This is a genomic window from Xanthomonas sp. A1809 (genome assembly GCF_017746015.1).
Classification (GTDB): Bacteria; Pseudomonadota; Gammaproteobacteria; order Xanthomonadales; family Xanthomonadaceae; genus Xanthomonas; species Xanthomonas euvesicatoria.
Window position 1 is genome coordinate 118,008 of record NZ_JAGHWZ010000007.1, and the last position, 21,572, is coordinate 139,579.

Consider the following 21,572-nt stretch of genomic DNA (forward strand, 5'->3'; position numbering starts at 1 on the left):
CTGCCGGTGCCGCCCAGTATCCCTCATCGCGGCAACGTCACGCTAAGAGCAGCCAACAAAACTACTGCGCAGCCGCCAGGCGGGTGCAGCCGGTGCTCGGAATCCTCATGTACCACGCGTACACTGCGGTTCTGAGCGCGCCGTCCGCGCCCACCTGACGACTGCTCGCTACGTTTTGTTAGCCGCTCTAAGGCTGTCCTCCGTGTCTTCCGCAGAGGTCAATGCGCGCCGTCCAGCGGCTCCAGGCGTGCGTGCACAACCGCTTCCAAGGCAGCCCAGTCGATGCGCGACAGATCGCGGTGTCCCCGCGTGGCCTCCACCAGGATCTGGCGCTGGATCTCGCTGCGCGCCAGCGCAATCGAATAGCGCGTGCGCAGGAACGTCACCATGGTGTAGTGCGGCACGAAGCGGGTGGGCCAGCGCGCCTGCAATTTCTGTTCGAGCTCGCGCTGCAGCAGGAAGTCGGGGTCGTCGACGCGGTCGCGCATTTCCAGGTAGTTCTCCAGCGCCATCTGTTGGATGGCGGCCGCATCGTCGCGACGCGCAGCCTCGAAGGCCGCGAACGCGCTGGCGAGGTCGTCGTGCGCGTCCAGCTGATCTGCCAACGCCACGCAATCTTCGAATGCGCAATTCATGCCCTGCCCGTGGAATGGCACCATCGCATGGGCGGCGTCGCCGATCAGCAATGCGCGGCCATCCAGATGCCAGCGATCCAGGGTCAGCGTGCCGAGCAGTCCGGGCGGATGCTCTTCCCAATGCTCCCTGAGCTGCGGAATCAGCGGCAATGCGTCCGGGAAATCGCGTGCGAACAAGGCCAGTGCCTCATCGCCGGTGCGCGTGGTGGCAAAGCTCGGCTCGCCGGCGTTGGGCAAGAACAGGGTGACGGTGAACGTACCGCCATCGTTTGGCAGCGCAATGCACATGTAGCGCCCGCGCGGCCAGAGATGCAGCGCGTTGCCTTCGATCCGGAATCCGCCGCTCGGCTGCGGCGGAATTTCCAGCTCCTTGTACGAGTGATCGAGGAATTCGGTGCGTTCGCCCAGTGGCGATTTGCGCTGCATCGCCGCGCGCAAGGCCGAGCCGGCGCCATCGCTGCCGATCAAGCTCTGAAAGTGGATCTCGTGCGGCTGGTCGTCGCGGTCGTCGATGAAGCGCGCATAGCCGGCGTCGAAGTCCACGGTATGCAGGCGGCGGTAGAAATGCACGCGCGCGCCGGCCTCTTCGGCGAGGTCGAGCAGGGCGACATTCAGCGCGGCGCGGTGGATCGACCAGATCACCTCGCTGTCGTCGCGCCCGTAGCGCTGCAGCTGCGGTTGGCCGATGATTGGGTGCACCATGCGGCCACGCATCATCACCGCCTTGGCCATCACCGCATCTTCGGCGCCGGCCTGGCGCAGCGCATGCCGGCCGCGCTCGGCCAGCGCCAGGTTGATCGAGCGGCCGGACTCGTAGCCCTTGATGCGCGGGTCGCCACGCCGTTCGTATACGGTGACCTGCCAGCCGCGACGCGACAGCAGGATGGCCAGCAGGCAACCGGCCAGACCGGCGCCGATCAGGGTCAGGGAACGCGGAGAAACTGGGCTCAATGCAATGTCCGGCAGCAGCCGGACGCAGCGCCGGCGAAAAGGGGAAGACAGCGACTGGCAACGACGGTGGCCCCGGCAGCAACGCCGGGCGGGCTGGGAGTGTACGTGGGCGCGCGGCGATTCCGCGTGCCGTACAAGTGCTTTGGTGGCACTGCAGTCAGACTGCCGCGCTCAAGCAGCCGCCCAGGCTTCCACCTGCTCGACGAAGGTATGCAGATCGCTGAAGCGGTTGTACAGCGGCACCGGCGCAATACGGATCACGTCCGGTTCGCGCCAGTCGCCGAGCACGCCGGCCGCGTGCAGATGCTCGAACAGCGCGCGGCCCCGTGCGCGTCCGCCGGCCACCCGCAGCGACAGCTGGCAGCCGCGTCGTGCAGGTTCGGCCGGGGTGACGATCTGTAGTGCCTGCGGCACCCGCGCGTGGATCAATTGCTCCAGATGCCCGGTGAGCTGTTCGGATTTGGCGCGCAACGCAGCCATGCCGGCCTGGTCGAACAACGCCAGCGACGCGCGCAGCGGTGCCAGCGCCAGCACCGGCGGATTGCTCAGCTGCCAGCCTTCGGCGCCGGGCGAGGGCACGAACTGCGGGTCCATGCGGAAGCGGGTCTGCTGCTCATGTCCCCACCAGCCGGCCATGCGCGGCAGGTCGCTATTTGCATGCCGCGCGTGCACGAAGCAACCGCCCACCGCGCCGGGGCCGGCGTTGAGATATTTGTAGTGGCACCACACCGCGAAATCCACGCCGTCGTCGTGCAGGGTCAGCGGGAGATTGCCCACCGCGTGCGCCAGATCGAAACCCACCGCCGCGCCCTGCGCGCGCGCCAGCCGCACGATCTCGGCCAGGTCGAAGGCCTGCCCGGTGCGGTACTGGATGCCCGGCCACAGCACCAAGGCCAGGCGCGGGCCATGCTGCGCGATGGCTTCGGCAATGGCCGTCATCGACACGGTGCCGTTGGGTTCGTCGGCGTCCACTTCGATCAGATGCCTGGCCGGGTCCAACCCGTGCAGGCGCAGCTGCGATTCCACCGCGTGGCGGTCGGATGGAAATGCGCCGGCCTCGATCAGGATCGCGCCGCGCTCGGCAGTGGGACGGTAGAAGCTGGCCATCATCAGATGCAGATTGACGCTGAGGGTGTTCATCGCCACCACTTCGCCGGGTTGCGCGCCGACCACGCGCGCCAGCCCGTCGCGCACGAGTTGGTGGTAGGTCAGCCATTGGGTCGGGCCGGTGAAGTGACCTTCCACCGCCAGCGCGCCCCACCGGTCGAGCACCTCGTCCACCATCGCACGTGCCGCACGCGGCTGCAGGCCGAGCGAATTGCCGACGAAATAGGTCTGATCGTCATCGCCGTGCTGCGGGAACACGAAGGCATCGCGCAGGCCGCGCAGCGAGTCGGCGGCATCCAGGGCAGCAGCATGGGCGCGGGACAGCAGGTCGGTCATCGTCGGGCTCGCAACACGGATCAGGGCGGCAGTTTACCTGCCCGCATCGTGCACGCCGTCATGCACGGCCGGCGCATCGGCCGAGGCCGGTCGGGCAGGGCGCAGCAGGTGGGTGAGCGTGCCGATGCTGTCGGTGACGCGGTCGATGGTGTCGGCCAGCGCGGCGGTGGTTGGGGAACTGTCGGGCAATGCGGCCAGCGCATCGGAAAGCTGGCGCTCGGCGTTGCGCAAGGTGGTCGCGGCAGGAATACCGCCAGTGCGCAGGCAGTCGATCACCGCGGACAGCGCCTCATCGGCCTGCCGCGCGAAGATGGGCAGCGCGTCCAGCGTGGGCAACGGATGGCCATCGCGCAGCGCCGCTTCCAGCAACAAGCTGGCGCGGATCAGCCGGTTGCCATTGGCCAGCAGCGATTCGGCCAGCTTGAGCTCCTGCAGGTTGCGGCGGCTGCGCGGTTCGCCGCGAAGACGCTCGATCGAGGCCTGCGCATTGGTGCGGGCAACACGCGCGGCGGCACGCGTATCGCTCAGACCCTCCATCTGGCCGAGCAGCACATGGCGGAGATGGTCGCGATATGCGCTGAGCAAGTGCGCCAGCGAGGCGCGAATCTGCCGGCGTTCGCGCGTGGGCCACAACGCATAGGCGACCAGCGCCAGCGCGCTGCCGGCCACTGTCGCCTGCAGGCGCGCGCCGACCGCTTCGCCCGGTGCAACGCCTTCGAAGGACAGCAGCAGCACCAGCATGCCGGTCAAAAACGCCACGCCGATGCCGTAGTTCACCTGTGTCAGCAAGCGAAACCCGAGGCAAAACAGCGCCAGCAGGGCCATGCGGACGCTGGCGCCGTCCATGGCCAGGTGCGCGAGCAAGGTGGCAAGCAATAGTCCGACGAAGGTGCCGGCCACGCGCAACGCGCCAAAGCTGAAGGTGCCGCCGAAATCGGGCTTGAGCACGATGGCGGTGGTCATCGGAATCCAGAAGCCGTGCGGAATCTGCTGCCAGCGCTGGAAGGCGATGGCCAGCGCCAGGCACACGCCGCAACGCAACGCGTGCCGGAAGGCGACCGACGACAGGTCCAGATTCGCGCGCAACGTGGCCCAGGTCGCGGCCGGGCGCAACGCCGACGGCAGCCGCGCTTCGGCCAGTTGCGCCTGGATTTCGCCACGGCTGCTGGCCCAGTGCGCGTTGCGGATCAGCGCGCGCAGCTGGCCGCCCAGGCCTTGCGCGCGCGCGACGGCGACACGCACCAGGCGGCGTTCGCGCGTGTCGGCGTTGTCGTGCTGAAACTGTGCCAATGCACCGACCAGATCGTCGAACCCGGTCATCGAGGCATTGGCGGCCTGCGGGTCTTCACCCATGGTCATCGCGTGCGCGAGCTGTTCCAGCACGATGGCGCTGCGTTCGAGCACGCGTTCGATCGCCGGGCGCGCCTGCGAGTCGGTCAGGCGCGTCTCGGCATCGGCCAACGACAGCAGCTCCAGCCGCACCCGATCGCACAGCTCGGCGATGATGCGAAAGCTCTGCACCGCGATCGCGCGCGAGCGATGCTCGCCGTGCAGCATCACCATCGCGTCGAGTACTTCCTGCGTCGCCGGCGGCGCCGCACTGGCGTCCGGGCGCTGCCGCGCGATGCCGGCCAGCTGGCGCATCAGGTCTGCCAATGCAAAGCGTTCCGGGCGATAACGCTGCAGCGGCCACGCCGCCAACGCCAGCACCACCTGCAGCAGTCCGCCAGCGAAGATCAGCGCCGCCACACCGGGCGCCTGCTGCACCGGCAGCCGCATGTCTGCGCTGACGACCAGCAGGATCATGCTGGTCAGGCCCACCCGCGCGGCCACCGGTCCGAGCGCCACCAGCAAGCCGCCGCCCAGGCCGAGCAACAGGCCGGCCAGCACCAGCGCCGGCGTATTGTGGCCGACCCAGATGCCGAGCAAGGCAGCCAGGCCGGCCGCCAGGGCTGCCATCAACATGCGTTGCAGACGCGCGCGATACGGCCCGGGCTGGTCGGAAAACATGGTATTGAGCGCGCCGCTGCACACCGCCAGGCCGGCGGCAACCTGCCCGGTCGCCACGCCGATCGCCAGCGGCAGGACGACTGCAGCGGTGTTGCGCAGCGCGACGCGCAGGGGCACGTCGCGCGGTTTGAGGTCGATCAGTGCGCGCAGCATGGTGCCGGTTTCAGAGCATGCGAGCGGCAAACCTGCTGCGCGCAGCCGCATGCCATCGCGCTGTCAGTCCTCGACCGTGGCATAGCGCTCGGGCGCAGGATGCAGATGCCCGCACTGCGAACAGGTGCGCAGCGCCAGCGAACGGTAGAAGCGATCGAACACCGGCGGGAAGTCGGTTTCGATGTTCTTCAGCGGAAACATCGCTTCATACAACTTGTGATTGCACTGCGGGCAATACCATTGCAGGCCGTCCTGCTCGTTGGGCAGGCGCTCGCGTTCGATCACCAGGCCGATCGAGCCGGCCACGCGTTGCGGCGAGTGCGGCACCTTGGGCGGCAGCAGAAAGACTTCGCCGGCACGGATCGGAATGTCGCGCGCCACGCCCTCGTCCTGCACCTTCAGCACCATTTCGCCTTCGAGCTGGAAGAACCACTCCGGGCCTTCGTCGTAGTGATAGTCGGTGCGCGCGTTCGGCCCGCCGACCACCATGATGATGAAGCCATCCTGCTGGATGCACTTGTTGCCCACCGGCGGTTTGAGCAGATGGCGGTGTTCCTCGATCCAGGCGTGCAGGTTGATCGGCGGGATCAGCATCGACGTTCCTCGGCAAAGTAAGGTATCCGGCTCAGCCGGCCGCCTATGTCCCATGGACGCTGCGGCCGGCCACGTGTGCGTGCGGCTCAGCGCTCGGCGCGATCGGCCTGGATCCGCGCCAGCGCTGCGTCATAGCGTTCCTGCAGCAACTCGGGGCGGTCGATCGACATGCCCAGGTCGTGCGCGCGGCCATCGCGCAGGCTGTATACCCAGCCATGCACGCTCAATTGCTGGCCGCGCTCCCAGGCATCGTGCACGATGGTGGTGCGGCACACGTTGACCACTTGTTCGAGCACGTTGAGCTCGCACAGGCGTGCGTGCTGCACCGACAGCTCGCCGGCGTTGTGCAGGCAGGCTTCGTGCTTGTCGGCCACGTCGGTGACGTGGCGGATCCAGTTGTCGACCAGGCCCATGCGCTTCTGGGTCAGGCTGGCGAACACGCCGCCGCAGCCGTAATGGCCGACCACCAGCACATGCTTGACCTTGAGCACATCCACCGCGAACTGGATCACCGACAGGCAATTCAGATCGGTATGCACGACCACATTGGCGATATTCCGGTGGACGAAGACTTCGCCCGGCGCCATGTCGATGATCTGGTTGGCCGGCACGCGCGAATCGGAGCAGCCGATCCACAGATATTCCGGCGTCTGCTGGGTCGAGAGCTTGGAAAAGAATTCCGGATCCTCGCGGCGGATACGCTCGGACCAGGCGCGGTTGTTTTCAAGCAAGTGGTTAAGCTCGTTCATGCGTGCAGTATTCCAGAAAACGTGGTCGTGGCGGCTTCTATGAGCGCCCAGGATGAATCAGCTTTCAGGCTTAACGGTCTCGGCGAACGACCGATGTCCGGCCAGTGCACCCCTGGGGAAACTGGCGCCACCGATCAACTCCACAGGTGGCGCCGATGGCCGACTTCAACGCGTTCTTTCCGACCTTGCTCAAACACGAAGGCGGTTTCGTCAACGATCCCGTCGATCCGGGCGGAGCGACCAACAAGGGCATCACCCTGTCGACCTTCAAGGCCTGCGCGCAGAACCTGCTGGGCATCGAGCCAAGTCTGGCGAACCTGCGTGCGTTGACCGACGCCCAGGCTGGGGTCATCTACAAGGCGCAGTACTGGGACCGGCTGCGCGCCGATCAGATCGCGCTGCAGCCGTTAGCCAACATCGTGTTCGACTTCTACGTCAACGCCGGCAACAACGCCATCAAACTGCTGCAGACCGTGCTCAACAGCCAGACCGGCGGCAAGTTGGTCGCTGATGGCCGCATGGGGCCGGCCACCTTCGCGGCGCTGGCATCCAGCAACCAGCAAGACCTGTATGCACGCTACAAGGCCGGCCGCAGGGACTATTACCACAGGCTCGTCGCAGCGCGACCGGCGCTTGGCAAGTTTCTCAAGGGCTGGCTGGCGCGCGTGGATTCCTTTCCCGACTCGGTCTGAGCCGGCAGCGGCCCAGCGACACTTCCTACCGACGAGCCCGACATGGCGCAGATATCCCTCAATGATCTGATCGAAGCACTGGCTGGCGCGGTCATCGACGCCCAGGACCGGATCGAGCAACACCAGATGGCCAACCTGGGTGCGTTCTTCGACGAAGACAACCGTCCTAGAAGCGTCCTGATCCGCTTGCCGTCGCAGCACCCGGAAGCGGGTGAGAACGACGAAGACCTGTATCGGGCACCGCTGTTGCCGCTGGTGTCGTCCAACGTCCTGCGGATCAAGGATGTAGAGATCAGTTTCGATGCACAGCTCGGTGAACTCAGCGAGCTGGACGAAGCAGGCGTGCCGGATGCGTTGGCGGTTGCATCCGTCGTCGAGGACTGGCATCCCAAGCCGCCGGCGCTGCCAGGCCAGATCGGCATCGATCTCGGCTCCAACGCAAAAAATGCACGAAACAGTGCGGTGCACGTCGTGTTGCGCGTGGAAGGCAGCGAGCCGACCGAGGGCGTGGCACGTCTCATCAATCGCCTTGCGCAGTCGCAAGGTGTGTTCAAGACGGTCAAGGGAGAGTAACGCCCGCCGTCATCGCTTTCTTCTTAAACAACCGTTCTTCAGGAGAACATCATGAGCGATATCGTCAACATGTCCGACCAGTTCAAGGGCCTGCCGATGGCAGACCTGATCGGCGCCCCGTTGCGTGCAGCCTGCGATGCGCAGGTCATGCTGGCACGGGCCACCGCCGACTTCATCAAGGTCATCGGCTTTCTGCCGCCGACCGACCCTGCCGATCCCAACGGGAACGGCGGCACGCGCACCGCGCAGTTCAAATTCAAGCGCCCGGTCGAAGACCCTAGCGGTACCGGCATGGCAGAGGAGGAAGTGGAGATCGTTGTACCGCTGTTGACCCTCGTCAACGTCCCCAACCTGAGCATTCAGACCGTGGACGTCACCTTCGATATGGAAGTCAAATCCTCGTTCTCGGAAAAGGAAGCCGAAGACAAGAGCCTCAAGGTGGATCTGGAAGCCAGCGTCGGCTGGGGTGTCTTCAAAGCCAAGGTCAACGTGCAGGGCTCCGTGTCCAGCCACAAGGAAAATACCCGCTCTTCGGATAACTCGGCCAAGTATCACGTCGCGCTGCACGCCGAAGATCGCGGCACGCCCGAAGGCCTGTCGCGTGTGCTCGACATCCTGCAGACCGCTGCGGCCCCTCGCAAAGTCACCGCACCTGTGCCGGTGCCGTAACGTCGCTGGTGCGTCCCGTACTTTTCCCTAACCCGAGTCGTTGCCGATGATGGATTTTTCAGAAGTCAGTTTCATCAAGCGCATCGTCGTCGGCAGCGACAACCCGGCAAAAATGCAGACTGCCGAGCAGGTCGAAGCCGCGCAGCAGTTGCTCAATCGCTGCCTCAGCGAAGCGCCCAGGGGGGCAATTCTCGGAATCGAGAAGAGCTTCAATATCCTGCAGTTGGGCGAGCACCAGGTCGTGCTGCAATGGCTGTGCTACCACGTCGGGTTCAAGCGCAAGCCGGTCTGGCTGACGGAGGCATAGATGGCACGTGCGAGCTATTGCCTCGACACCTTCGTGGAGCTGCTCGACCAGGCCGTCCGACGCGCGCAACAGCGGTGCCGCCAGCGGCACGCTGCAGTCGTAAATGCCGCGGCGGCCGCATGCGACCTGTGGGTGCAGTGCATGGATGCAGAGCAAACGGCGCAGGCCGAAACGGCAACCCTGTTCTCCATTCCTGTGTGCCAATTGCGTGCGCTGCGGCTGCAGCAAATCAGCGAGTTTTCGTTGACGCTGCAAGTGCAGATCGAGCCGGTCACGCAGGCCGACGGTGCGCCCGGGTTGGCATTGCGTCTTGCGCCGCCAGATGGCCGCACGCCTGGGCATACGCTGAAGATCAGCTATCAAGGAGCCGAGCGTCCGCGTGGCGTGCTTTGGTTCGATGGTGTCGCGTTGAAGGAGTGGACGCTGCACCCGTTCATGGACGTGCCACTATCCGATCCAGGAGCGCTGCGGTGAGGCTGCTGCTGTCGGATGCCGATGCCCGGGCGCTCGCCGAGCGGCTGGGAACCGATGTGGCCACCTTGCATGCGGATCTCTGTCGGCAGTCCCGGCGCAAGCTGCGCTCCAGCTTCGTCATCTGCCTGCTTGTTGTTCTGGTCATCGCTGCGTTCGGTGTGCTGAGCGGCAGCGTGATCGATCTCTCCATGCTTTCCAATTTCTTATCGGAGCTTTTTCATGGCTGGTCAACATCGCTATCGACATCACATTTTGCGCATCACCTCGGCACTTGCCTTGTGTGTATCGCTGACTGCAGCGCAGGCAGCTCCGGCGGGCGGGATTCCGGCTGGTGACTGGCGCGGCATCCTGTCCGCCAGCGGCAGTACCGGTCCGGTCTACGTCCGTCTGAGTGCGCGCGCGGCTGGAGGCGAGGGCACCCAGGTGGCGGATCTGCGATTCGGGCCTCCCTACAATTGCGCGCTCGAGTTGCGCGCGCAGCCGGACGGGTATGCGTTGCTGTCGCGCAATGGCGGCAAGTTCTGCGAGGCGCTGACCGGCGGGGTTGCCCAACTCCAGATCGCAGAGGGTGGGGCGCACGGGATGCAGCTCACCTTGTCTGGCGGCGCCTCGCCGTTGGTCGTTGCCCTGAGTCAGAGCAGTGCTGGATTGGCCGAAGCCGGGCGCTGGCGTGGGGCGGGGCTGATCTCCGCCCAGCTGGAGATCGTGGCGACCACGATCCGTCCCGGCGACGTGCTCGGTCGCCTGCGTTACGGTGCTCCACGGGATTGCCAGGTGGAATTGCGCTATGCCGGGCGTGCAGCAGGTGCGTTGAATGCCTGGGTCGTGGCCAACGATAGAGGCTATTGCCGTCAGCTCAGCGATGCCCAGGCCAGTCTGCAGGTTCGTGCAGATGGCAGTGCCGAGCTTGCATTGCTGTTGAAGGGACAGCGAGAGACGGCGCTGTTCGAGCGGATGCCTTGAGGTGTCGTAGCCGCGTGGCTGCCAGTAAGGACGTCATTTATGTGGAAGCGAGCCAGTCGGCGCGCCGGCCTACGACGACGTGCAGTGGCCCAGCCGGTCCCGCCGGCGGATTTCGGCGGGCCGGCATTTTCCAGCGTGCTCGAACAACTGGAGCTCGAATGCCGGGCGATGGTGTCCTACGCACTGAAGCAAGGTCTGGCGATGTCTCCCGATCTGCCTGGCCGGCTGGCAGAGCTGCGCGTGATGCCTGGCGCCTCCTTGCACGGCGAATCCGGCGCGCGCGAATTGGCCGGTCTGCACCGACAGCTGGTGCGTGCGATCCAGCCGGCAACGCCGCAGGCGGTGGTGCTGATCGAGCGCGAGCGCCTGCGCGGTGGCTGGTTGCGCTGGCTGGGGCCGATTCCGTTGATCCGCACCTTGACCTTGACCTCGGTCGGTTGCCTGGCCTCAGTGGTCGGTCTGGCAATGTCCAGCCTGGTGAACGAGCACAACATCACGCTGGGCTTCCTCGCTTCCTCGGGGAGCACGCTGGGCTGGAACGTGATGTTCATCCTGGCCTGTGCCGGACTCGGTGCGGCGTTCTCCGCGTTGTTCCAAGCCCATCGTTACGTTGCCGACGCAACATACGATCCGCGCTTCGATTCCTCCTATGCCGCGCGCATGATCCTCGGTCTCATCGCTGGCCTGATCCTGGTGGAGTTGCTGCCGGAGAATCTTTTTGCTGACAGCAGCCTGGGCGCGTTCGGAAAGCCCGCATTGGCGATGATGGGCGGCTTCTCGGCAAGCGCGGTGTATCGCCTGCTGCAACGCATGGTCGAGGTCATGGAAACGGTCGTGCGCGGCGATTCCGGCCAACAAGCCGCTGCCGCGATCCAGTCGCAGCGGGCGTCTGCCGAATCCGAAAGCATCCGCGCCCGTGGCGAACTTGCCGCGGGTCTGTTGGACCTGCAGCGTGAGATGCAGGCCGACCCGCGCCTGGATCAGGTGCGCCAGCAACTGACCGGCCTTGCCAGGCAGATGATGTCAGACGAGTCCTGATCGTTCGCGCATGAAATGCGCTCAACACGCGCGTGCGCCCTTCTTTGCCCGTCCGTAGAGTGCGGTTTGGCACGGCCTGCCGGGCATCAGGTGGCAGCGCGCGTTCGCATCGTGCGGCATAGCTCGCTTCGGCGTCGGCGCAAATTGCGTAACACGCTTCAGGCAGGCGCACCCGACACGGCGCCTCAGCGACATTAGCGGCGCTGTCGATACCAGCATCTGATGCTCGCCAAATCAGTTCAAGACCGATGGCCCGGAGATAAGCGTGTGACAAGCTCGCTCAAGTGCTCCTGCCGAGCATCTGCCGATTCGCTGCAGCGCGCCGCGTGCAAGCCGCTGCACAGCGCGGTCCCCATTCGTGCACCAGAGGGTATGATGAAGACACGTATCGTCGTCGCTGCCGATCGCACCATCCTTGTGGAAGGGATGGTCGCTTTGCTGCAAAAGGTTCCCGGTATCGAAGTGGTAGGCCATGCAGAAGACGGGCTGGCATGTCTTCAGATCGCCGCCAGAGAGCGGCCTGATATCGTTCTGGTGGATGTGCTCCTACCCGGCCTCAATGGTATCGATCTGACGCGGCGCTTGATGCAGCGCAGCCCCAACAGCCGGGCAATCTGTATCGCTCCGTCCGATGCCTGTACCCAGGCCAGCGCAGTCTTCGAAGCTGGCGCCAAAGCATATCTGGCGCGCACCAGCCGTTTTGCCGAATTGCTGCGGGCGATTCAATGCGTCATCCAGGATCAGACCTATATCAGCCCGCAGATGTCGCGTTCGCTGATCGCCGGGCTGCGTCGAGCCGCCAAGGCCGATTCTGCCTACACCCGACTCACCTCACGCGAGCGCGAAATCGTGCAGCTCTATTCGGAAGGCCTGTCTACCAGGCAGATCGCCAACCGCTTGCACCTGAGCGTGAAAACGGTGGGGACGCATCGCGAAAACTGCATGTTGAAGCTCAATATCCAAAGCATCGCTCAGCTGACCCGTTATGCGATCGCCCAGGGCCTTTCTCCGCTTGAAGCGGCAATCGACGATAACAGTGAGTCATCCGATGGCTGCGTAGCGCAGCACATGCGCCGTGCCGGCTGAGGCGTGTCGGCATGCACTGCGGTACATCGGCGTCGGCACATTTCTGAGCGCCAAAAGCGCCGATCTGGCTGGCGCGCTGTCCAAGGCCGGCAATGGTGCCGTTGCCGGCGCGCGAGGCGGCAATCTGGAGTCGATTCAACGGCTGGAGCGAATGCTCGAACATGACCGCACCGGCAAACTACTGCTCATGCCATGAGCGTCGCGAAGGGCAATTCCTTACGAAGTGGGAGACACCTGCAATGACCTGTGCGCGGGCCGATGCAGGCGTCGGCCGCAGTGTGGCCGACGCGCCCCAGCCGTTTGGTGACTAGCCGTTCGGGGTACGAAGCGGCCGCCTCAGCGCGTCGTATCGACATCCAGCGCCGCCTGCATCAATGCCGCGATGGCGTGCGCGTCTTGGTCGGCTTGCTGCGTCAGGAACTGGGCGACACTGCGTTGATTGCCGGCCGGGTGGTTCTGGCTCAGCTTGAAGGTGAGCTCGATGCGGCTTGGAACGAAGCGGAAGCCGACCAGGCCGCGCAATTGCCGGCGATGACTGTCGCGCTCCATTTCGAACTGCCAATCGCTGCCCACGCGTTGCTCGAAGTGCGCGCTCATGCGCGCAATCAGACTGCCCAGCGCGTCTTCATCGCTCACCTGGTTGCAGCGTCCATGCAGGTGCGCAACGGCGTAGTTCCAGGTGGGCACACGCGCAGCTGCGTCCTTGTCCAGGTACCAGGTGGGCGAGACATAGGCATGCGGGCCCTGCAACACCATGACCGCGTCGCCAGCAGTGCGCGCCTGCGGATTGGGGCGTGCCCAATGGCCTTCGATCACGACATCCTGGCCATCGCGCTGATACAGCACCGGCAGGTGCGAGATCGCCGGCTGCCTGTCCTCGTCCTGGCTGATCAGGGTGACGAACGCATCGCGCGCGAACAGCCAGTCCAGCAAGGCCAGATCGGTCTGCGCAAATGCGCGCGGGGCGTACATGTCAGGCGCGGCCGCCCATGTTCACGACCATGCGCGCACGCAGCTCGGCATCGTCGTTACCTTGGGGCGGCGAGACTTCATGCAGCGAAAAGCCGCGGATGAGCGCGTCTTCCTCGTCCAGCCCTTCCAGTGCCACGAATTCGGCATCGAACAAGGCTGCGCGTGCGCTGTCTTCGCTGTCGTAGGGCAGCGTCTTGCCGTCGCTGTCCAGTACCTCGGCGGTGCCGGCTTCGTTGACGCGCAGGCGCGCCCAGATCAGCGTGCGGCCGATCGTGGCCAGCCACCAGGAGTCGCGGGCGCCCTGCAGGGTGTCTTCGTAAGTGGTCATTGCATTACCTTGGAAAGCAGGCCGAGCAGGGCCGCCATGCCCAGGCCGAAAAAGATGGTGAGCAGCGAGAGCCAGGCGGGTGTGGCCAGACCGGACAGCGCAGTGTCGCGGTAGCTGCGGTAACGGCGCGCCAATAACCAGCGCAACGCCACAGGGCTGATGAAGGCAGGGTCGCCGAAGCTGGCCAATGCCTCCGGGTGGCGGTCGCGCATGTGCACCAGGGTCAGCGGCCAGAAGATCAGCAGCGCGGTCAACCCGGCGACGGCGACACCGACAAAACACAGTGCGAAGAACAGGGTCATGTGGCCGCCAGCAGGAGTGCGAGTTTGGGGAGTGTCGCGCCGATAACCAACGCGGCGATGGACCAACGCATTGGACCGGTGGCATGCCGGGTTGCGGCGCGCGCGGCGTCGGTCTGCCACCAGCGTTGCGGCTCCAGTTGGCGCGCTGCCAGCCGCGCCAGCAACACGCTCCGTACCGCCGTCAGCCCGGCCATGATCGCCGCCAGCCAGAAGGCCAGCGATTGCAGCAGGGGGACGGCGGCCGGCAAGCTCACTCAGAACTCCGCGCTGCCTGGCGCACGCGGGTAGGGGATCGCGTCGCGGATGTTGCTCAACCCGCATACGTACACCACCAGCCGCTCGAAGCCCAGGCCGAAGCCGGCATGCGGCACCGAGCCGTAGCGACGGAAATCGCGATACCAGCTGTAGTGCTCCTTATCCAGGCCGAACTGCGCCATGCGCGCGTCGAGCACGTCCAGGCGTTCTTCACGCTGGCTGCCGCCGATGATTTCGCCGATGCCCGGCGCCAGCACGTCCATCGCCGCAACGGTCTTGCCGTCTTCGTTCAAGCGCATGTAGAACGCCTTGATGTGCTCGGGGTAATTGGTCACCACCACCGGGCGGCCGATGTGTTCTTCGGTGAGCCAGCGCTCGTGCTCGGTCTGCAGGTCCAGGCCCCATTCCACCGGGAAATCGAACTTCTTGCCGGAGTTCTGCAGCAGCTTCACCGCCTCGGTGTAGTCGATCTGCTCGAACGGTGCATTGATGAACGCTTCGAGCTTGGTGATTGCGTTCTTGTCCACGCGCTCGGCCAGGAACGCCAGGTCGTCGCCACGCTCATCGAGCACCGCGCGGAACAGGTATTTGAGGAACTGCTCGGCCAGGCGTGCGTCTTCGGCAAGATTGGCAAAGGCGATTTCCGGCTCGATCATCCAAAACTCGGCCAGATGGCGCGTGGTGTGGCTGTTCTCGGCACGGAAGGTCGGGCCGAAGGTGTAGACCTTGCTCAGCGCCAGGCAGTACGCCTCCACGTTGAGCTGGCCGGACACTGTCAGGAAGGTTTCCTTGCCGAAGAAATCGCGGCTGAAATCCACATTGCCGCTGGCATCGCGTGGCAGGTTGACCATGTCCAGCGTGGAGACGCGGAACATCTGCCCGGCACCTTCGGCATCGGAGGTGGTGATGATCGGCGTGCTGATCCAGTTGAAGCCGTTCTGATGGAAGAAGCGATGCACCGCCTGCGCCAGGCAGTTGCGGATGCGGGTCACCGCACCGAACAGGTTGGTGCGCGGGCGCAGATGCGCCACTTCACGCAGGAATTCCGGCGTCATCGGCTTGGGCTGGATCGGGTACGTCAACGGGTCTTCGACCCAACCGACGATCTCCACGCCGCTGGCCTGGATCTCGAACGACTGGCCCTTGCCCTGCGACTTGACGAGTACGCCCTTGGCGATCAGCGAGCAGCCGCTGGTCAGCCGCTTGATCTCGTCGAAATTGGGCAGCGTGTCGTTGACCACCACCTGGATCGGAGCGAAGCACGAGCCGTCGGTCACGTTGATGAAGGCCAGTCCGGCAGATCCGCGCAAGGTGCGCACCCACCCCCGTACCGTGACTTCGCCGCCTTCCGGGAGCTTTCCCGCAAGCGCATGTTCAACGCTGACCACCGTCATGACTGTTCCTCGCCGTAGCGACCTTGAATGGCCTGCGAGTTTACTGGCTGCGGCCGCGCCGGCGCGAGCATCTGAACCGCGTGCCGACGGCGGCGCTTGTCGCAGGCGCAGGCTGCCCCCATCTGTTGCGGACGCCGCCACTCAGCGTTCTGCCCGGTTGTTGCGGCCTCGCTATACTTGCCACCACTGTTTCGGAGTGCCCTCATGGCCGTCAGCCTCACCCCCGCCGCGCTGGAGCGCGTGCAGCGTTTCGTGCAGCAGACCCCGGGTGCGTTGGGTCTGCGCTTTGGCGTGACCAAGACCGGTTGTTCCGGATGGGGCCACGTCACCGACCTGGCACGCGAGGCGCGCGACGACGACGCGGTCTTCGAGCAGGGCGGGGTACGCATCTTCGTCGACCCCGCCAGCCTGCCGCTGGTGGATGGCACCTGCATCGACTTCGGCAAGCACGGCCTGAGCGAGACCTTCACCTTCAGCAATCCCAACGCCACGGCCGAATGCGGCTGCGGGGAGAGCTTCACCACCGCGGACGAGCATCGCTGAGCGCGACCTGAGCCAAGCGGCGCTGGAGTGTTTCCTTCTCCCACCGGGAGAGGCTGCCCCAAAAGGGTCGGATGAGGGGACGGGCGAAGCTTCGCGTGGTTGAACGACACGAGTGGCTTTGCCCCGTATCCTCACCCCAACCCCCGCTCTGCGCCCCAGCCCGCGCTTGCAGCGCGGGCGCTCCAAGCCACGCGCGCCAGTGGCGCGCAGACCGCGCCTTGGAGCCCCGGCAGGAGAGGGGCTTTGAAAGTACCCTTGCCCGGTCTGTTGCGGCTAAGCATCTGATCTGCCATACTTTCCTGCTTCCTGCCCGATTCCGGGCGGAAACCCTTGCTCCACCGGCCGCTTGCGCGGACCACCGGGGAGCTGTCCGGCCCACGTGGCCACATCCGAAAGGTAAAACAACATGAGTCGTCATTACGAAGTCGTGTTCCTGGTCCATCCGGACCAGAGCGAGCAGGTCCCGGCCATGATCGAGCGCTACAAGTCGCTGATCGAGGGCGGTAACGGCACCATCCACCGCCTGGAAGACTGGGGCCGTCGTCAGCTGGCCTACCCGATCCAGAACCTGGTGAAGGCGCACTACGTGCTGCTCAACATCGAAGTCGACCAGGCCGTGCTGAGCGAGCTGGTGGAAAGCTTCCGCTTCAACGATGCGGTGCTGCGTCACCTGGTCGTCAAGCGCGATGGCGCCGACACCGAGCAGTCGCTGATCATGAAGAGCAAGGACGAGAAGGGCGACAAGCCCGAGCGTAGCGAGCGTCGTCGTCGTGACGACGAAGAGGGCGAAGCGCCCGCCGCCAACGATAACGACGGCGACAACGCCGAAGCCGCTTAAGGAGCGCTGTCATGTCCAAGTTCTTCCGTCGTCGCAAGTTCTGCAAGTTCACCGCCGAGGGCGTCAAAGAGATCGACTACAAGGATCTCAACACCCTGCGTCAGTACCTCACCGAGAACGGCAAGATCGTGCCGAGCCGCGTAACCGGTACCAAGTCCAAGTACCAGCGCCAGTTGGCCACGGCCGTCAAGCGCGCACGTTTCCTAGCGCTGATCCCGTACACGGACAACCACGACGTTTAATCCGAGTCCCTCGGAAGAGCCCGCACATTCGTGTGCGGGTAATTAAAAATATAGAGGCCGGTCATTCGAGATGCGGTGTTAATCGTGCTTTTACGATTCCCGACTCCCGATTCCCGAATCCCGTCTTTTCGGACAGCACCCGTTGCGCCCGCCACATGCCGGCGCTAACGAATAACGGAGTAACACCATGGATCTGATTCTTCTGCAGAAAGTGACCAACCTGGGCAACCTGGGCGACAAGGTCAGCGTCAAGCCGGGTTACGGCCGCAACTTCCTCGTGCCGCAGGGCAAGGCCGTGCCGGCTACCGCTGCCAACGTTGAAGCGTTCGAAACCAAGCGCGCCGAGTACGAAGCCAAGGCCAACAGCATCCTGGCCGAGGCACAGAGCCGCGCCACCAAGTTCGAGGGCGCCAGCGTCACCATCGGTGCGCATGCATCGACCGAAGGCAAGCTGTACGGCTCGGTTGGCCCGCGCGACATCGCCGAGGCGTTCACCGCCGCCGGCCTGCCGCTGGAAAAGAGCGAAGTGATCCTGGGCGAAGGCGCATTCCGCAATGTCGGCGAATACGACGTTGTGCTGCACCTGCACGCAGATGTGGAAACCACGGTCAAGGTCATCGTCGAATCCGACGCCTGATCCAGGCCACATGTGTCACCCGAAGGGCGCCTTGTTAGGCGCCCTTCGTTTTTGGGGTGCCGCCGCCAGTGCGGGCATGCCCGTTATACTCATGCCCCATTGCCGGTTCCACGGCCCGCGGATCTTATGGATCAAGGGCTTGGGCGCTGGCTTCACAGGAAAAGTACCTGCCGGCCTCGTCCGCGCGGTGCCCGGAATCTCCAGCCCCCATGCGCCTGTCCACGATCAAGCTGTCCGGTTTCAAATCGTTCGTCGACCCGACCACGTTGCACCTGCCCACCAACATGACCGGCATCGTCGGCCCCAATGGTTGCGGCAAGTCCAACATCATCGACGCGGTGCGCTGGGTGATGGGCGAAAGCTCGGCCAGCCGCCTGCGTGGCGATTCGCTGACCGACGTGATCTTTTCCGGCTCTTCGGCACGCAAGCCGGTATCGCAGGCGACGGTGGAGCTGATCTTCGACAACTCCGACCACACCATCAGTGGCGAGTTCGCCTCGTTCAACGAGATCTCGGTCAAGCGCCTGGTCAGCCGCGACGGCAATAGCGCCTACTACCTCAATGGCACCAAGTGCCGGCGCCGCGACATCACCGATCTGTTCCTGGGCACCGGCCTTGGGCCGCGCAGCTACTCGATCATTGAGCAGGGCATGATCAGCCAGATCATCGAAGCGCGCCCGGAAGACCTGCGCGTCTATCTGGAAGAAGCCGCCGGCATTTCCAAGTACAAGGAGCGCCGCAAGGAAACCGAGACGCGTATTCGGCATACGCGCGAAAACCTCGATCGTCTGAGCGACCTGCGCGAAGAAATCACCAAGCAGCTGGCGCATCTGCAGCGCCAGGCGCGGCAGGCCGAGCAGTACCAGGCACTGCAGGAAGAGCGCCGGATCAAGGACGCCGAGTGGAAGGCGCTGGAATACCGCGGTCTGGATGGTCGGTTGCAGGGCCTGCGCGAGAAGTTGAATCAGGAAGAGACACGCCTGCAACAATTGATTGCCGAGCAACGCGATGCCGAAGCACGCATCGAGACCGGCCGCGTGCGCCGCGAAGAAGCCGCCGAAGCGGTGGCCAAGGCACAAGCCGACGTGTACCAGGTCGGTGGCGCGTTGGCGCGTATCGAGCAGCAGATCCAGCACCAACGCGAACTCTCGCATCGCTTGCACAAGGCGCGCGATGAGGCGCAAAGCCAGCTGCAGGAATTGACCCAGCACATCAGCGGCGACTCGGCCAAATTGAGCGTGCTGCGCGAAGCGGTCGCCGCCGCCGAACCGCAACTGGAGCAACTGCGCGAAGACCACGAATTCCGCCAGGAGTCGCTACGCGAAGCCGAAGCGCGGCTGGCCGACTGGCAGCAGCGCTGGGAAACCCATAACCGCGACACCGGCGAAGCCTCGCGTGCCGGTGAAGTGGAGCGCACGCGCGTCGATTATCTGGACCGCCAGGCACTGGAAGCCGACCGCCGCCGCGAAGCACTGGTCAACGAGCGTGCCGGGCTGGACCTGGACGCATTGGCCGAGGCGTTCGAGCAGATCGAACTGCGCCATGAAACCCAGAAGACCTCGCTGGACGGCCTGACCGAGCAGGTCGAGGCGCGCAAGCACGCGCTCGCCGGCCTGCAGGAACAGCAACGCGCCAGCCAGGGCGAACTGGCCGAAGTGCGCAAGCAGGCGCAGGCCGCGCGTGGTCGGTTGTCGTCGCTGGAAACCTTGCAACAGGCCGCGCTTGGCCAGGAGCAGGGCGCCGCAGTGGCGTGGCTGAAGTCGCGCGGACTGGATTCGGCCGCGCGCGTGGGCGAGCGCATCAGCGTCGAGAGCGGCTGGGAAAACGCGGTCGAAGGCGCCTTGGGGCAGTTGATCGAAGGCGTGCTGGTGGAGGCGCCGGAGCAACTGGTCGACGCGCTGGGCGAGTTGGGCGATGGCCGCATCGCGCTGGTGTCCAGTGCCACTGACAATGCGAGCTTCGCGCCGACCTCGCTGGCCGCCAAGGTGCAGGGGCCGATCGCGATCCGTCGCCTGCTTGCGCGTCTGCACACCGCCGAGGATCTGGACGCTGCGCGCACGCTGCAACGCAGCCTGCCCGAAGGCGATTCGGTGATCACCCGCACTGGCGAGCGGCTGGGCGAGGGTTGGGTGCGCGTCTCGCGCTCGGGCGCGGCCAAGCAGGGCGCGTTGCTGCGTGAGCGCGAGATTCAAGAACTGCGTACGCAGATCGAAACCTTGCAGGAGCGCGAAGCCGAGCTTGAGCATCAGCTCTCCAGCTTTCGCGAACAATCGCTGGCGGCAGAGCAGCAGCGCGAAGACGCGCAGCGCCAGCTGTACATGGCGCACCGCAGCGTTTCCGAACTGGCCGGGCAATTGCAGAGTCAGCAGGGCAAGGTCGACGCGGCGCGCACGCGCATCGAGCGCATCGAAACCGAATTGGCGCAACTGCTGGAAACGCTGGACACCAGCCGCGAGCAGGCCCGCGAGGCGCGCGCAAAACTCGAAGACGCAGTCACCCTGATGGGCGATCTGCAGGGCACGCGCGAAGCGCTGGAAAGCGAACGCCGTCAACTCACCGATGCACGCGACCAGGCGCGCGATGCCGCGCGCGGCGTGCGCGATGCGATGCATGCATTGGCGCTGACGCTGGAGTCGCAACGCACCCAGATCGCATCGCTGAGCCAGACCCTGGAGCGCATGGACAGCCAGCGCGGGCAGCTCGATACGCGCCTGGAAGATCTGGTCGCCCAGCTGAGCGAAGGCGATTCGCCGGTGGAAACACTGGAACACGAACATCAGGCCGCGTTGAGCGAACGCGTGCGCACCGAGCGCGCGCTGGGCGAAGCGCGCACCCTGCTCGACAGCATCGACAGCGAGCTGCGCAGCTTCGAACAGACCCGCCAACAACGCGACGAACAAGCGCTGGCGCAGCGCGAGCGCATTTCGCAACGCAAGCTCGATCAACAGGCGCTGGTGCTCAACGCCGAGCAACTGGAAGCGGCGGTGGTCAAGGCGGGCTTCGTGCTGGAAGACGTGGTCAACGGGTTGCCCGAGGCGGCCAACGTGGCCGAATGGGAAGCGGCCGTTGGCCAGATCGACGCGCGCATGCGTCGCCTGGAGCCGGTGAACCTGGCCGCCATCCAGGAGTACGGCGAGGCCGCGCAACGCTCCGAATACCTGGACGCGCAGAACCTGGATCTCAACACCGCGCTGGAAACGCTGGAAGAAGCCATTCGCAAGATCGATCGCGAGACCCGCGGCCGCTTCAAGGACACCTTCGACCGCGTCAACTCCGGCGTGCAGGCGCTGTACCCGCGCCTGTTCGGCGGCGGCCATGCGTATCTGGAACTCACCGGCGAAGACCTGCTCGACACCGGCGTCACCATCATGGCGCGCCCGCCGGGCAAGCGCGTGTCGAGCATTTCGCTGCTTTCCGGCGGCGAGAAGGCAATGACTGCGGTGGCGCTGGTGTTTGCGATCTTCCAGCTCAACCCGGCGCCGTTCTGCCTGCTCGACGAAGTGGACGCGCCGCTGGACGAAGCCAATGTCGGCCGTCTTGCCAACATGGTGCGCGAGATGAGCGAAAAGGTGCAGTTCCTGTTCGTCAGCCACAACAAGGCCACGATGGAAGCCGCGCGCCAGCTCTCCGGCGTGACCATGCGCGAGCCGGGCGTCAGCCGTCTGGTCAGCGTGGACTTGGAAGAGGCCGCACGTTTGGCGGGTGCGGCATGACGTGCCATGCT

At 65.1% G+C, this 21,572-nt stretch carries 23 protein-coding genes, 1 other RNA gene and 1 pseudogene; 14 read left to right on the forward strand and 11 right to left on the reverse strand.

What is annotated here, in order from left to right; translation table 11 throughout:
• Positions 1–107: 107 nt before the first annotated feature.
• Positions 108–184: non-coding RNA, sX9 sRNA (locus J7396_RS11720), on the forward strand.
• A 34-nt stretch (positions 185–218) separates the two neighbouring features.
• Here the strand turns inward: J7396_RS11720 and J7396_RS11725 are convergent.
• The 5 genes from J7396_RS11725 to can form a co-directional block, all read right to left on the reverse strand.
• Positions 219–1,586, reverse strand: a complete 1,368-nt coding sequence (locus J7396_RS11725) for an NAD(P)/FAD-dependent oxidoreductase (protein WP_209261488.1) — start codon at positions 1,584–1,586, stop codon at positions 219–221.
• 171 nt (positions 1,587–1,757) lie between these two features.
• Positions 1,758–3,029, reverse strand: a complete 1,272-nt coding sequence (gene kynU / locus J7396_RS11730) for a kynureninase (protein WP_209261489.1) — start codon at positions 3,027–3,029, stop codon at positions 1,758–1,760.
• A 33-nt stretch (positions 3,030–3,062) separates the two neighbouring features.
• The gene (locus tag J7396_RS11735) at positions 3,063–5,243 is read right to left on the reverse strand and encodes an FUSC family protein (protein WP_055026647.1); all 2,181 of its coding nucleotides are present in this window, start codon (positions 5,241–5,243) and stop codon (positions 3,063–3,065) included.
• A gap of 12 nt (positions 5,244–5,255) precedes the next feature.
• Entirely contained in the window at positions 5,256–5,786 is a 531-nt protein-coding gene (locus J7396_RS11740) for a 3-hydroxyanthranilate 3,4-dioxygenase (protein WP_209261490.1), read from the reverse strand.
• Positions 5,787–5,872: 86 nt separating this feature from the next.
• Positions 5,873–6,535, reverse strand: coding sequence for a carbonate dehydratase (gene can, locus J7396_RS11745; RefSeq protein WP_008576307.1), 663 nt, complete (start codon positions 6,533–6,535; stop codon positions 5,873–5,875).
• Positions 6,536–6,690: 155 nt separating this feature from the next.
• Between can and J7396_RS11750 the strand changes: the two genes are divergently transcribed.
• From J7396_RS11750 to J7396_RS11770, 5 genes are read left to right on the forward strand one after another with little or no spacing between them, the layout of a single operon-like run.
• Positions 6,691–7,227, forward strand: a complete 537-nt coding sequence (locus J7396_RS11750) for an N-acetylmuramidase (protein WP_008576306.1) — start codon at positions 6,691–6,693, stop codon at positions 7,225–7,227.
• A gap of 42 nt (positions 7,228–7,269) precedes the next feature.
• A complete protein-coding gene (locus J7396_RS11755; protein ID WP_008576304.1) occupies positions 7,270–7,800 on the forward strand; it encodes a DUF2589 domain-containing protein in 531 nt (176 codons plus the stop codon).
• A 51-nt stretch (positions 7,801–7,851) separates the two neighbouring features.
• The gene (locus tag J7396_RS11760; protein ID WP_003485902.1) at positions 7,852–8,469 is read left to right on the forward strand and encodes a DUF2589 domain-containing protein; all 618 of its coding nucleotides are present in this window, start codon (positions 7,852–7,854) and stop codon (positions 8,467–8,469) included.
• Between the two features lie 46 nt (positions 8,470–8,515).
• Complete coding sequence (locus J7396_RS11765; protein ID WP_008576302.1) at positions 8,516–8,776, forward strand: hypothetical protein; 261 nt, start codon at positions 8,516–8,518, stop codon at positions 8,774–8,776.
• On the forward strand, positions 8,777–9,250 hold the full coding sequence (locus J7396_RS11770) for a hypothetical protein (protein ID WP_008576299.1): 474 nt from the start codon (positions 8,777–8,779) through the stop codon (positions 9,248–9,250).
• 11 nt (positions 9,251–9,261) lie between these two features.
• Here the strand turns inward: J7396_RS11770 and J7396_RS11775 are convergent.
• A pseudogene (locus tag J7396_RS11775) lies at positions 9,262–9,450 on the reverse strand (hypothetical protein); the annotation flags it as partial.
• Between the two features lie 52 nt (positions 9,451–9,502).
• On the opposite strand from J7396_RS11775, the gene J7396_RS11780 reads away from it, so the two are divergent.
• From J7396_RS11780 to J7396_RS11790, 3 genes are all read left to right on the forward strand, one after another.
• Positions 9,503–10,213 (forward strand): hypothetical protein, encoded by a 711-nt coding sequence (locus J7396_RS11780; protein WP_029819143.1) that lies wholly within the window; start codon positions 9,503–9,505, stop codon positions 10,211–10,213.
• A gap of 168 nt (positions 10,214–10,381) precedes the next feature.
• A complete protein-coding gene (locus tag J7396_RS11785) occupies positions 10,382–11,251 on the forward strand; it encodes a hypothetical protein (RefSeq protein ID WP_039417640.1) in 870 nt (289 codons plus the stop codon).
• Positions 11,252–11,623: 372 nt separating this feature from the next.
• Complete coding sequence (locus J7396_RS11790; protein ID WP_127167859.1) at positions 11,624–12,337, forward strand: response regulator transcription factor; 714 nt, start codon at positions 11,624–11,626, stop codon at positions 12,335–12,337.
• Positions 12,338–12,673: 336 nt separating this feature from the next.
• Here the strand turns inward: J7396_RS11790 and J7396_RS11795 are convergent, their stop codons facing one another.
• From J7396_RS11795 to asnS, 5 genes are read right to left on the reverse strand one after another with little or no spacing between them, the layout of a single operon-like run.
• Entirely contained in the window at positions 12,674–13,309 is a 636-nt protein-coding gene (locus J7396_RS11795) for an FMN-binding negative transcriptional regulator (protein WP_209261491.1), read from the reverse strand.
• A 1-nt stretch (position 13,310) separates the two neighbouring features.
• The gene (locus J7396_RS11800) at positions 13,311–13,637 is read right to left on the reverse strand and encodes a hypothetical protein (RefSeq protein WP_008576284.1); all 327 of its coding nucleotides are present in this window, start codon (positions 13,635–13,637) and stop codon (positions 13,311–13,313) included.
• Complete coding sequence (locus J7396_RS11805; protein WP_008576283.1) at positions 13,634–13,939, reverse strand: hypothetical protein; 306 nt, start codon at positions 13,937–13,939, stop codon at positions 13,634–13,636. Before J7396_RS11805 ends, J7396_RS11800 begins: the two co-directional genes overlap by 4 nt.
• Positions 13,936–14,193, reverse strand: coding sequence for a hypothetical protein (locus tag J7396_RS11810; RefSeq protein WP_029819147.1), 258 nt, complete (start codon positions 14,191–14,193; stop codon positions 13,936–13,938). The genes J7396_RS11805 and J7396_RS11810 overlap by 4 nt, the downstream gene beginning before the upstream one ends.
• Complete coding sequence (gene asnS, locus J7396_RS11815) at positions 14,194–15,588, reverse strand: asparagine--tRNA ligase (protein WP_209261492.1); 1,395 nt, start codon at positions 15,586–15,588, stop codon at positions 14,194–14,196.
• A gap of 204 nt (positions 15,589–15,792) precedes the next feature.
• Between asnS and J7396_RS11820 the strand changes: the two genes are divergently transcribed.
• From J7396_RS11820 to smc, 5 genes are all read left to right on the forward strand, one after another.
• Positions 15,793–16,131, forward strand: a complete 339-nt coding sequence (locus tag J7396_RS11820) for an iron-sulfur cluster assembly accessory protein (protein ID WP_007966300.1) — start codon at positions 15,793–15,795, stop codon at positions 16,129–16,131.
• A 406-nt stretch (positions 16,132–16,537) separates the two neighbouring features.
• A complete protein-coding gene (gene rpsF, locus J7396_RS11825) occupies positions 16,538–16,969 on the forward strand; it encodes a 30S ribosomal protein S6 (RefSeq protein WP_003485869.1) in 432 nt (143 codons plus the stop codon).
• Positions 16,970–16,980: 11 nt separating this feature from the next.
• Positions 16,981–17,211: a 30S ribosomal protein S18 gene (gene rpsR, locus J7396_RS11830; RefSeq protein WP_002804494.1), complete on the forward strand. Its 231-nt coding sequence runs from the start codon at positions 16,981–16,983 to the stop codon at positions 17,209–17,211.
• A gap of 187 nt (positions 17,212–17,398) precedes the next feature.
• Positions 17,399–17,848, forward strand: coding sequence for a 50S ribosomal protein L9 (gene rplI, locus J7396_RS11835; RefSeq protein ID WP_003485864.1), 450 nt, complete (start codon positions 17,399–17,401; stop codon positions 17,846–17,848).
• 209 nt (positions 17,849–18,057) lie between these two features.
• Positions 18,058–21,561, forward strand: coding sequence for a chromosome segregation protein SMC (gene smc / locus J7396_RS11840; RefSeq protein ID WP_014089857.1), 3,504 nt, complete (start codon positions 18,058–18,060; stop codon positions 21,559–21,561).
• Positions 21,562–21,572 lie beyond the last annotated feature (11 nt).

Bases quoted from the DNA above. Each gene is read 5' to 3' on its own strand.
- J7396_RS11785 (WP_039417640.1), top strand. From the start codon at position 10,382: ATGGTGTCCTACGCACTGAAGCAAGGTCTGGCGATGTCTCCCGATCTG.
- J7396_RS11765 (WP_008576302.1), top strand. From the start codon at position 8,516: ATGATGGATTTTTCAGAAGTCAGTTTCATCAAGCGCATCGTCGTCGGC.
- can (WP_008576307.1), bottom strand. From the start codon at position 6,535: ATGAACGAGCTTAACCACTTGCTTGAAAACAACCGCGCCTGGTCCGAG.
- J7396_RS11820 (WP_007966300.1), top strand. From the start codon at position 15,793: ATGGCCGTCAGCCTCACCCCCGCCGCGCTGGAGCGCGTGCAGCGTTTC.
- kynU (WP_209261489.1), bottom strand. From the start codon at position 3,029: ATGACCGACCTGCTGTCCCGCGCCCATGCTGCTGCCCTGGATGCCGCC.
- J7396_RS11760 (WP_003485902.1), top strand. From the start codon at position 7,852: ATGAGCGATATCGTCAACATGTCCGACCAGTTCAAGGGCCTGCCGATG.
- J7396_RS11790 (WP_127167859.1), top strand. From the start codon at position 11,624: ATGATGAAGACACGTATCGTCGTCGCTGCCGATCGCACCATCCTTGTG.
- J7396_RS11750 (WP_008576306.1), top strand. From the start codon at position 6,691: ATGGCCGACTTCAACGCGTTCTTTCCGACCTTGCTCAAACACGAAGGC.
- rplI (WP_003485864.1), top strand. From the start codon at position 17,399: ATGGATCTGATTCTTCTGCAGAAAGTGACCAACCTGGGCAACCTGGGC.
- rpsF (WP_003485869.1), top strand. From the start codon at position 16,538: ATGAGTCGTCATTACGAAGTCGTGTTCCTGGTCCATCCGGACCAGAGC.
- J7396_RS11770 (WP_008576299.1), top strand. From the start codon at position 8,777: ATGGCACGTGCGAGCTATTGCCTCGACACCTTCGTGGAGCTGCTCGAC.
- asnS (WP_209261492.1), bottom strand. From the start codon at position 15,588: ATGACGGTGGTCAGCGTTGAACATGCGCTTGCGGGAAAGCTCCCGGAA.
- J7396_RS11740 (WP_209261490.1), bottom strand. From the start codon at position 5,786: ATGCTGATCCCGCCGATCAACCTGCACGCCTGGATCGAGGAACACCGC.
- J7396_RS11795 (WP_209261491.1), bottom strand. From the start codon at position 13,309: ATGTACGCCCCGCGCGCATTTGCGCAGACCGATCTGGCCTTGCTGGAC.
- J7396_RS11735 (WP_055026647.1), bottom strand. From the start codon at position 5,243: ATGCGGCTGCGCGCAGCAGGTTTGCCGCTCGCATGCTCTGAAACCGGC.
- J7396_RS11800 (WP_008576284.1), bottom strand. From the start codon at position 13,637: ATGACCACTTACGAAGACACCCTGCAGGGCGCCCGCGACTCCTGGTGG.
- rpsR (WP_002804494.1), top strand. From the start codon at position 16,981: ATGTCCAAGTTCTTCCGTCGTCGCAAGTTCTGCAAGTTCACCGCCGAG.
- smc (WP_014089857.1), top strand. From the start codon at position 18,058: ATGCGCCTGTCCACGATCAAGCTGTCCGGTTTCAAATCGTTCGTCGAC.
- J7396_RS11805 (WP_008576283.1), bottom strand. From the start codon at position 13,939: ATGACCCTGTTCTTCGCACTGTGTTTTGTCGGTGTCGCCGTCGCCGGG.
- J7396_RS11755 (WP_008576304.1), top strand. From the start codon at position 7,270: ATGGCGCAGATATCCCTCAATGATCTGATCGAAGCACTGGCTGGCGCG.